7 protein-coding genes and 1 rRNA gene are annotated in these 10,092 nt (G+C 67.1%); 3 read left to right on the top strand and 5 right to left on the bottom strand.

Translation table 11 applies throughout. The annotated features are described in order from the left end of the window. From ACFTS5_RS28415 to ACFTS5_RS28395, 5 genes are all read right to left on the bottom strand, one after another. A 16S ribosomal RNA gene (locus tag ACFTS5_RS28415) occupies positions 1-716 on the bottom strand; the annotation flags it as partial. 445 nt (positions 717-1,161) lie between these two features. Next, on the bottom strand, positions 1,162-1,842 hold the full coding sequence (gene bioD / locus ACFTS5_RS28410) for a dethiobiotin synthase (protein WP_378636809.1): 681 nt from the start codon (positions 1,840-1,842) through the stop codon (positions 1,162-1,164). Then, a complete protein-coding gene (locus ACFTS5_RS28405; RefSeq protein ID WP_378636806.1) occupies positions 1,839-3,038 on the bottom strand; it encodes an 8-amino-7-oxononanoate synthase in 1,200 nt (399 codons plus the stop codon). Before ACFTS5_RS28405 ends, bioD begins: the two co-directional genes overlap by 4 nt. Further along, positions 3,035-4,312, bottom strand: coding sequence for an adenosylmethionine--8-amino-7-oxononanoate transaminase (locus tag ACFTS5_RS28400; protein ID WP_378636804.1), 1,278 nt, complete (start codon positions 4,310-4,312; stop codon positions 3,035-3,037). Before ACFTS5_RS28400 ends, ACFTS5_RS28405 begins: the two co-directional genes overlap by 4 nt. A 60-nt stretch (positions 4,313-4,372) precedes the next feature. Then, a complete protein-coding gene (locus tag ACFTS5_RS28395) occupies positions 4,373-4,834 on the bottom strand; it encodes a MarR family winged helix-turn-helix transcriptional regulator (protein WP_378636801.1) in 462 nt (153 codons plus the stop codon). Positions 4,835-4,869: 35 nt separating this feature from the next. Between ACFTS5_RS28395 and ACFTS5_RS28390 the strand changes: the two genes are divergently transcribed. The 3 genes from ACFTS5_RS28390 to treY all read left to right on the top strand — a co-directional run bounded on the left by ACFTS5_RS28390 (position 4,870) and on the right by treY (position 10,021). After that, positions 4,870-5,415, top strand: a complete 546-nt coding sequence (locus tag ACFTS5_RS28390) for a cupin domain-containing protein (RefSeq protein ID WP_378636800.1) — start codon at positions 4,870-4,872, stop codon at positions 5,413-5,415. Between the two features lie 67 nt (positions 5,416-5,482). Further along, positions 5,483-7,585 carry a glycogen debranching protein GlgX gene (gene glgX, locus ACFTS5_RS28385; RefSeq protein WP_378636798.1) on the top strand — a complete coding sequence of 701 codons (2,103 nt, stop codon included), beginning with the start codon at positions 5,483-5,485 and terminating at the stop codon, positions 7,583-7,585. Positions 7,586-7,633: 48 nt separating this feature from the next. Then, positions 7,634-10,021 carry a malto-oligosyltrehalose synthase gene (treY, locus tag ACFTS5_RS28380; RefSeq protein WP_378636841.1) on the top strand — a complete coding sequence of 796 codons (2,388 nt, stop codon included), beginning with the start codon at positions 7,634-7,636 and terminating at the stop codon, positions 10,019-10,021. Positions 10,022-10,092 lie beyond the last annotated feature (71 nt).

Below are 10,092 nucleotides of genomic sequence, written 5' to 3'. Positions count from 1 at the left end.
TCCCAGAGACCCGCCTTCGCCACCGGTGTTCCTCCTGATATCTGCGCATTTCACCGCTACACCAGGAATTCCAGTCTCCCCTGAAGTACTCTAGTTCGCCCGTATCGCCTGCAAGCTTAAGGTTGAGCCCCAAGTTTTCACAAACGACGCGACGAACCGCCTACAAGCTCTTTACGCCCAGTAATTCCGGACAACGCTCGGACCCTACGTATTACCGCGGCTGCTGGCACGTAGTTGGCCGGTCCTTATTCTACAGGTACAGTCACTTGCGCTTCGTCCCTGTCAAAAGCGGTTTACAACCCGAAGGCCGTCATCCCGCACGCGGCGTCGCTGCATCAGGCTTTCGCCCATTGTGCAATATTCCCCACTGCTGCCTCCCGTAGGAGTCTGGGCCGTGTCTCAGTCCCAGTGTGGCCGGTCACCCTCTCAGGTCGGCTACCCGTCGTCGCCTTGGTGAGCCGTTACCTCACCAACAAGCTGATAGGCCGCGGGCCCATCTCGCACCGATAAATCTTTCCACCACCAACCATGCGATCAGTGGTCATATCCGGTATTAGACCCAGTTTCCCAGGCTTATCCCGAAGTGCAAGGCAGATCACCCACGTGTTACTCACCCGTTCGCCGCTCGTGTACCCCGAAGGGCCTTACCGCTCGACTTGCATGTGTTAAGCACGCCGCTAGCGTTCGTCCTGAGCCAGAATCAAACTCTCCGTTGAAGACTCTCGAAACAACCCTCCCAAGGGAGAGCGAATCAAAACTATCTAACTAGAGTCCGAAAATCTAGCAAAGCCAAACACCAGCAAAAAAGTTTTCGCTGTTGTTTTTCAATGTCCAACCTCCACGACCGGGGGGTACGCGAAGGCTGGAACCAATAATTAATATTGGCACTGACATTCATCGACACACTATTGAGTTCTCAAAGAACACACGCACACACTTCTACCCACAACTTCTCGTCGGGGTTTCGGTGAGGCAAGGGTTCAAACTTAGCTCAGACAACCGGCCGGAAGCAAATCCGTACCAAGTCCGCCTGAACACGCAGTCAGTCAGGCGCTCAACGTCCTACCTCGTGTCTCGGCCGCTGGGCGGCTGAGTCGGTGTCCGTGTCGCTCTGACTGGAATAAAGTTACGTGCCGACCAACACGAAGTCAAATCGGCTGGTCAAGGGTGGTTTCCAAACAGCGGACCGGCGGTGAACCAGCTCGGTGCGGCCGCGGTGAAGCGGTGGCGGTCCCACTGTCCAGCGCCGGCGGGGATCGCGCCGACTATCGGGGTCTCGGTGACCCGCGGAAGGTCGTCGCGATTGCACCGGGAGGCGAGGTCGGGATCGATCGGCCAGGAGCCGATCACCAAGCCGGCGCAAGGAACACCTGCCGCGGCGAGGGTCCGGGTGGTGAGTTCGCTGTGGTTGAGGGTGCCCAGGCCGGCTGCGGCGACGACCAATACCGGTGCACCGATCTTCTGGGCGAGGTCGAGCAGGGTGAACTCGCCCATCCGCACCAGCAGTCCGCCCGCGCCTTCGACCAGCACAAGGTCGGCATCGGCCAGCGATTCGACGGCGGCGACGGTGTCGCTCAGGGTCAGCAGTGGCATGGCCGCGCGGCGCGCGGCGGTGTCGGGAGCGAGTGGTTCCGGGTAGCGAGCGAGCTCGAGGGTGCGGGTCACCCCGGTCAGGCGGGTGACCTCGGCGAGGTCGCCGGGTTCGCCCGGGGCGATGCCGGTCTGCGCGGGCTTGCAGACAGCGACGGTGCGCCCCGCGGCCCGCGCGGCCGCGGCCAGTGCCGCGGTGACGACGGTTTTGCCGACGTCGGTCGAGGTGCCGCTGATCAGCAGGACAGTCATGCCGTCACCGATTCCTTGCCGCGGGCCGACGCGAGAACATCGCCGAGGACCTCGGCGATCGTCTCGAGTTCGGCGGAAGTCAGGTCGGCGCGGGCGGTGAGGCGCAGCCGTGAGGTGCCTTCGGGTACCGACGGCGGGCGGAAGCAGCCGACATCGAGGCCGCGGGCGCGGCATGCCTGCGCGGCATCGAAGGCGACTTGCGCTTCGCCGAGGACGACGGAAACAACCGCGGAGTCGGGTTCGCAGACCCCGGCGATCCGGGCGATGTCGGCGGCCCGGTCGAGAACGCGGGTGGCCATCGACGGGTCGCGGCGCAGCAGCGCCAGCGCGGCGCGGGCAGCACCGACCGCGGCGGGAGCCAGGCCGGTGTCGAAGATGAAGGTGCGCGCGGCATCGATGAGGTGGGCACGGATTCTGGCATCGGCCAGGACGACGCCGCCCTGGGCGGCGAATGCCTTCGACAACGTCGCGGTGATCACAAGGTCCGGTTCGCCCGCCAAGCCCAGCTCGTGCACGAGCCCACGTCCGCCCTCGCCACGGACCCCGAGTCCGTGCGCTTCGTCGACGATCAGGATCGCGCCGTTCGCACGGGTGACGCGGTGCAGGTCGGCCAGTGGTGCGAGATCGCCGTCGGCGCTGAAGACCGAATCGGTGAGCACCAGCGCGCGCTCTTCGGCGCGCTCGGCGAGCAATCGTTCGATCGCGGCGACATCGCGGTGCGCAGCGATCGCGACTCTGGCGCGAGAAAGCCTGCACGCGTCGACCAGTGAGGCGTGCGAGCCCGCGTCGGAGACCACGAGGGTGCCGCGTCCGGCCAGCGCGGTGACCACGCCGAGGTTGGCGGCGTAGCCAGTCGCGAAGACCAATCCTGTTTCGGCGCCGACGAATTCGGCCAGTTCGAGTTCGAGGAGTGCGTGCTCGGTGGTCGTGCCGGTGACCAAGCGAGAGCCCGTGGAGCCTGCTCCCCAGCGACGCACCGCCTCGATCGCGCCCTCGACGACCTCGGGGTGCCGGTGCAGGCCCAAGTAGTCATTGGAGGCGAGGTCGATCGCGGACGACTCGGCGACGCGCTCGCGCAGGTGCCTGCGTAGCCCCGCGTCGACCCGTTCGGCCGCACGCTCGTCCAACCACCTCAACGGATCCGTACTCACAGTTGAGCAGCATACTTGAACACCGTTCAGGACGGTCGGGCTCATGCGATCGAGGCCTTCGCCGCCGCGCCCACGGCCTCGGTGATGGTGGCGATGTCGGCGCTGGTGCTGATGAACGGGGGCATCGTGTAGACCAGGTTGCGGAACGGGCGCAGCCAGGCGCCCGCGTCGACGGCGGCATCGGTCGCGGCGCGCATATCGACGGGTTCGTCGAGTTCGACGACGCCGATCGCGCCGAGCACGCGGACTTCGGCGACGCCGGGCAGCTCGGCCAGCGGCGCGAGGCCGGCCCGCAACTCCGACTCGATCCTGGACACCTCGCCTCGCCAGTCCCGCGAGCGCAGCAACTCGATCGAGGCGACCGCGACGGCGCAGGCCAGCGGGTTGCCCATGAAGGTCGGCCCGTGCATCAGTCCGCCGTGTGCCGCGCTGATGGTCTCGGCGATCCGCGCGGTGCACAGTGCCGCCGCCAGGGTGAGGTAGCCGCCGGTCAGCGCCTTGCCGACGCACATCACATCGGGTGCGACGCCTGCGTGATCGGCGGCGAACAGCTCGCCGGTGCGGCCGAACCCGGTGGCGATCTCGTCGAAGACGAGCAGCACGTCGTTGTCGTCGCAGATCCGGCGCAGTTCGGTGAGGTAGCGCGGATCGTGCCAGCGCATGCCGCCCGCGCCCTGGACGACCGGTTCGACGATCACCGCGGCCAGTTCGTCGCGATGGGTGGCGACGGCGCGTTCGAGTTCGGCGACGTAGCCGGGTTCGAACTCTCGTGGCGGCGCGGGGACGAAGACCTGCTCGGTGAGGACGTCGGTCCACAGTGAGTGCATGCCGCCATCGGGGTCGCAGACGCTCATCGGGGTGAAGGTGTCGCCGTGGTATCCCCCGCGCCAGGTGAGCAGCCGGTTCTTCGCCGGGCGCCCGGCGCCGCGCCAGTATTGCAGGCACATCTTGGTCGCGACCTCGACCGATACGGAACCGGAGTCGCAGAGGAAGACCTTGTCGAGACCGGCGGGCGTGAGTTCGACCAGCAGTTGGGTCAGCCGGGTGGCCGGTTCGTGGGTGAGCCCGCCGAACATCACGTGACTCATGCGCTGGGATTGCGCGAGCAGGGCAGCGTCGAGGACCGGGTGGCAGTAGCCGTGGACAGCCGCCCACCACGAGCTCATCCCGTCGACGAGTTCACGGCCGTCGGCGAGAGTGAGTCGCGTTCCTGCCGCACCCGCCACGACCAGCGGCTCGGTGGTCGCGGGGAATCCGCCGTAGGGATGCCAGACGTGTTCGGCATCGAGGGCGGTGATCTGCTCGGGGGTCAGGTCCACAGGTTTCCTCGTCGTCGCCCGGTGCTGCCGAGACGACAGCCTTGAACACTGTTCAAGTTATCACTCGCCGTCGTCGGCGGACCGGGTGTCGGCGTGAATCGCGATCGCGGCGGGCAGCCGAGCGAGGGCATCGCGGACCACGGCGAGCGATTCCGCACCCAGCTCGGCGGCGACCACCCGTTCGATTCGCTGGATGTGCTGCCCGGCCAGCGCCACCGCCTCCCGACCGGCTGCGGTGGCGACCACCAGCCGCGCGCGCCCGTCCGCGGGATCGGGCGTGCGCCGCACGTATCCGCACTTCTCCAAGTGGGTGACCAGCTCCCCCATCGACTGCTGGGTCATCCCGGCGGCCTCGGCCAGCGCGGTCACCCGGGAGCCTTCCGGTGCGAGGTATCGGAACACCGCGTAGTGCGCTGGGCGCAGGTCGGTTCCGAGCCCGGCGCGCAGCGCGGGGTTCAGCGCGCGCTCGTAGGCATCGGCCGCCTGGACCAGCAGTTTCAGCAAGGAGGACCGCTCAGCCATTGACATAATAGGAAGGTTACCTTTATATCTGGATCATGGCTGCCATCGGTTCCGTCCTCACCTTTCGCAACGGGCATCGGGTCACGCTCGTCGATCGTGGCGCCGACGCGCAGGGCGCCTATCTACGACTCGAACATGTACTGCCGCACGTCGGCCGGGAAGCGGGCCCGCACCGGCATCCGGAGATCAGCGAAACCTGGACCATTCGCACCGGTCAGGTGCGCTTCCGGATCGGCGGCGAAGAGATCGTCGCGAAGCCCGGCGACACGGTCACCGCTCCCCCGCGCGTGGTGCACGAGTTCTGGAACGAAGCCGGCGACACCGTGATGGACCACGTGATCCGTCCGCCGCTGCGGCACTGGGAGATGTTCGCGTTCTGGAGCGGCCTCGACAACGCGAACAAGACGACCACGAGCAAGCTCCCCCGGAATCCGCTCGCCCTCGGGCTGCTGTGGGAGTACCAGGACGGCTATCTCGCCGGTCCGCCCGCATTCCTGCAACGGCTGATCTTCGGCGGACTGGCCGGGCTCGCGCGGCGCACGGGCTACGCGCGGCGGCTGCTCGCGACCGCATCGGCCTGAGCGGCGGTCAGCGAGCGGCCGGTCACATCGTGCGCGGTGGGGCCCGGGGTTCCATTACTGTCGTAGCATGTCGAGCCCGAACGACCGACCCGAGGTGTGGCCGGGCACCGCGTATCCGCTCGGCGCGACCTACGACGGCGGCGGCACCAACTTCTCGGTGTTCTCCGAAGTCGCCACCGAGGTCGAGCTCTGCCTGATCGCCAAGGACGGCTCCGAGACCCGCGTCGACCTCGACGAAGTCGACGGTTACGTCTGGCACGCCTACCTGCCCTCCGTCACCCCGGGGCAGCGGTACGGCTTCCGGGTCCACGGTCCGTACGATCCGGAGCGCGGATTGCGCTGCGACCCCAGCAAACTGCTGCTCGACCCGTACGGGAAGGCGTTCGACGGCGAATTCGTCAACGATCCCTCGCTTTACACCTACGGGCTTGATTCGCTGGGCAACACGATGACCGGGGTGGTGATCAACCCGTTCTTCGACTGGGGCCCCGATCGCCCGCCGAACCGGCCGTACCACGAGACGGTGATCTACGAGGCGCACGTCAAGGGCCTGACGATGACGCACCCGGATATCCCGGAGGATCTGCGCGGCACCTACGCGGGCCTGGCGCATCCGGCGATCATCGGGCATCTGAAGTCGCTGGGCGTCACCGCGATCGAGCTCATGCCGGTACACCAGTTCTTCCACGATCACGTGCTCACCGATCAGGGATTGCGCAACTACTGGGGCTACAACAGCATCGGCTATCTCGCACCGCACAACCAGTATTCGGCCCGGCCGCGCGGCGACGGCGCGGTCGCGGAGTTCAAGGCGATGGTGCGCGCGATGCACGCCGAGGGCATCGAGGTGATTCTCGACGTCGTCTACAACCACACCGGCGAGGGCAACCACAATGGGCCGATACTGAGCCTGCGCGGGATCGACAACGCCGCCTACTACCGGCTCGACGAGGCCGACCCCGAGCACTACAAGGACTACACCGGCACCGGCAACAGCCTCAATGTCCGGCATCCGCACACGCTGCAACTGATCATGGATTCGCTGCGGTACTGGATTCTGGACATGCACGTCGACGGCTTCCGCTTCGACCTCGCCGCCACCCTGGCACGCGAATTGCACGATGTGGACCGGCTTTCCGCGTTCTTCGACCTGGTACACCAGGACCCGGTGGTGAGTCAGGTCAAGCTCATCGCCGAACCGTGGGACGTGGGCGAAGGCGGCTACCAGGTCGGCAACTTCCCCAGTCTGTGGACCGAGTGGAACGGCAAATACCGGGACACGGTCCGTGACTACTGGCGTGGGGAGCCCGCGACATTGGGCGAGTTCGCCTCTCGGCTCACCGGATCGTCGGATCTGTACGAGTCGACGGGCCGGCGGCCCGGTGCCAGCATCAACTTCGTCACCGCGCACGACGGCTTCACGCTGCGCGACCTGGTGTCCTACAACGAGAAACACAACGACGCCAACGGTGAGGGCAATCGGGACGGGGAAAGCCACAACCGATCGTGGAACTGTGGTATCGAAGGCGAGACCGACGATCCCCGGGTCCTCGCGCTGCGTGCACGTCAGCAACGCAATCTGCTGGCCACGCTGATTCTGAGTCAGGGCACGCCGATGCTCGCCCATGGTGACGAGATCGGACGCACGCAGCTCGGCAACAACAATGTGTACTGCCAGGATTCGCCGCTGGCGTGGATGGACTGGTCGCTGGCGGAATCGAATGCCGACCTGCTCGAGTTCACCCGCACGGTGATCACCTTGCGCACCGAACATCCGATCTTCCGGCGTCGCCGCTTCCTGGCCGCCGGGCCGAGCGACGATCAGGGCCACCGGCGCGAGATCGCCTGGTTCGCGCCCGCGGGCACCGAGATGACCAACGACGACTGGGACAGCGGCTTCGGGAAATCACTGGCGGTGCTGCTCGACGGTGACGGCATCGCCGAACCGGGTCCACGGGGTGAGCGCATCACCGACGACTCGTTCCTGCTGTGCTTCAATGCGCACGACGAAGCGATCGATTTCGTCCTGCCCGGACCGGAGTTCGGCGCGCAGTGGTCGCTCGCCCTGGATTGTTCGACCCCGACCGGCGCGGCCGACGCGGTGTACGCCGCGGCGGCGACGCTGCCGGTCGCCAGCCGCTGCCTGCTCGTATTGCGCCGAACCACCTAGCCGCCGAGCGAGACGATGACCGAGACCTATGTGACCGACCCGCTGACCATGCTGCATCGCGCGCCCGTCCGGGCGGGCACGGTGCGCAGCACCTACCGGTTGCAGCTGCGCCCCGACGCGCTCACCTTCGCCGATGCCCGCGCCATCGCCGAATACCTGCAGCAGCTGGGCATCTCGCACCTGTACCTGTCGCCGATCCTCACCGCGACGCACGGGTCGACACACGGTTACGACGTCACCGACCCCACCACGGTCTCCGCCGCGCTCGGCGGGCCGACCGGCCTCAAAGCGCTCTCCGACGAAGTGCGAAGCCGGGGTATGGGATTGATCGTCGACCTGGTGCCCAACCATGTGGGCGTCGCCGATCCGCGGCAGAATCGGTGGTGGTGGGATGTGCTGCGCAACGGCCAGAAGTCGCAGTACGCCAAGTATTTCGACATCGACTGGAGTTCGGGCAACGGCGCGGGCGGGCGGTTGGCGCTGCCGGTCCTGCAGAACGAGAACGACCCGGCCGCGCTCACCGTCGACCGGTCCGGCGCGGAACCGATGCTGGCATTGCACGATCTGCGATTCCCGATCGCGGCGGGCACCGACGGCGACAACGCACTGCGCATCCACGACCGCCAGCACTACCGGCTGGTGAGCTGGAAAGCCGGGGTGTGCACGTATCGGCGGTTCTTCGCGGTGAACAGTCTGGCCGCGATCCGGCAGGAAGACCCGGAGGTGTTCGAGGCGACGCACCGGGAGCTGGCGGCCTGGTGCGAACACGATCTGATCGACGGCGTTCGCGTCGATCATCCGGACGGCTTGTCGTATCCGAGCGCGTATCTGACCCGGTTGCGCAGGCTGATCGGGCCGCAACGGCTCCTGCTCGTCGAGAAGATCCTCGCCAACCGTGAGCCGTTGGACGCGACGCTGCCGGTCGACGGCACCACCGGCTACGACGCGCTCGCCGATCTCGGTGGGGTGCTGATCGATCCGGCGGGCGAGGCGACGCTGACCGAACTGTCCCAGCACGTCGCGGGGCACGGCAGCGACCGGGCGTGGTTCGGTGAAACCGAGCATCGGATCAAGCGGGCCGTCGCCGAAACCATTCTCGCGCCGGAGATCCGGCGATTGGTCGCCGCGATCAAACGCGACGGCAACGCGGGCAGTTTCGACACCCTCGCGGTGAGCAACGCGACCATCGAGGTACTGGCTTTCATGCCGGTGTACCGGGTGGATTACGCACCGCTGGCCGGGATGACGGCCGCGGTCGTGGCGGAGGTGGAGAAGCGCAACGCCGAGCTGACGGCGCCGCTGTCGGTCCTGGTGACCGCGCTGTCGGTGGGGGGTGAGGCGGCGACGAGGTTCTCGCAGGTGTGTGGGGCGATCACCGCCAAGTCGGTCGAGGACACGATGTTCTATCAGGGTGCGCGGCTGGTGTCGCTACAGGAGGTGGGCGGCAATCCGGCCCGATTCGGCCACTCCGTCAACGACTTCCACCTGTCCAACAGTGAACGCGCGCAGCGCTGGCCCGCGACCATGACGACGATCTCGACCCACGACACCAAACGCGGGGAGGACGTGCGTGCCCGGATCGGGGTGCTGTCACAGGTCGCCGATGTCTGGTCGCAGCGGGTTCGAGGCTGGCTGGAGACCACCCCCGCGCCCGACGGGGCCACCGCGTTGTTCCTGTTGCAGAACATGTTCGGGGTGTGGCCCGCCGACGGGCGGCCCGCTTCGTCGGTGCCGGGGCTGCGGGACCGGCTGCACATGTTCGCGGAGAAGTCGATTCGCGAGGCGGGCACGAAGACTTCCTGGGAGGAGCCGGACGCGGCGTTCGAATCGGCCGTGCACGGCTGGCTCGACGCGGTGATCGATGGGCCGGTCGGTACCGGCATCGGCGATCTGGCCCACGAGCTCGCGCCGCACGCGTGGTCGGACGCGGTGTCGCAGAAGCTCTTGCAGCTGGGCGCGCCGGGGATTCCCGATATCTATCAGGGCACCGAGTTGTGGGAAGACTCCCTCGTCGACCCCGACAACCGGCGGCCGGTGAACTTCGCCACCCGGGTCGGGATGCTCCAGTCACTCACCGACACACCGACTCTGGACACCACCGGTGCGGCGAAGATGTGGGTGGTCGCCTATGCGCTGTGGTTGCGCCGGGAGCGGCCGGAGTGCTTCGTCGGCGGGATGTACCGGCCGCTCTATGCCATCGGTGAGCACGCGCATCGGTTCATCGCCTACGGGCGGGGGCCCGCGGGCGAAGCCCCGGAGGTGATCGTGGCGGCGACCCGGCATTCGGTCGGGCTCGGCACCGCGGGCTGGCTGGACACCACTTTGCCGCTGCCGCAGGGCAACTGGACCGATCGGCTCACCGGAAACACCTTCGCGGGTAGTGCGCGGGTGGACAAGCTGTTCGCTCGACTTCCTGTCGCGTTGCTGGTGCGCTGACAGCACGAGGGCAGCACACGCGAGCCCGAAGGCGCGCGCCGGCGAGGGACCGACACTGCGTGAGTCGGTCC

This window comes from Nocardia sp. NPDC056952, from assembly GCF_042674185.1.
Lineage (GTDB): Bacteria > Actinomycetota > Actinomycetes > Mycobacteriales > Mycobacteriaceae > Nocardia.
Note: the sequence above shows the minus strand (reverse complement) of the source record. Positions and strands in the feature narration are given on the sequence as shown.

What these genes read in the sequence shown, in the direction of transcription:
- bioD (WP_378636809.1), bottom strand. Translation starts at nt 1,842, where the DNA reads ATGACTGTCCTGCTGATCAGCGGCACCTCGACCGACGTCGGCAAAACC.
- ACFTS5_RS28405 (WP_378636806.1), bottom strand. Translation starts at nt 3,038, where the DNA reads ATGAGCCCGACCGTCCTGAACGGTGTTCAAGTATGCTGCTCAACTGTG.
- ACFTS5_RS28395 (WP_378636801.1), bottom strand. Translation starts at nt 4,834, where the DNA reads ATGGCTGAGCGGTCCTCCTTGCTGAAACTGCTGGTCCAGGCGGCCGAT.
- ACFTS5_RS28390 (WP_378636800.1), top strand. Translation starts at nt 4,870, where the DNA reads ATGGCTGCCATCGGTTCCGTCCTCACCTTTCGCAACGGGCATCGGGTC.
- glgX (WP_378636798.1), top strand. Translation starts at nt 5,483, where the DNA reads ATGTCGAGCCCGAACGACCGACCCGAGGTGTGGCCGGGCACCGCGTAT.
- treY (WP_378636841.1), top strand. Translation starts at nt 7,634, where the DNA reads ATGCTGCATCGCGCGCCCGTCCGGGCGGGCACGGTGCGCAGCACCTAC.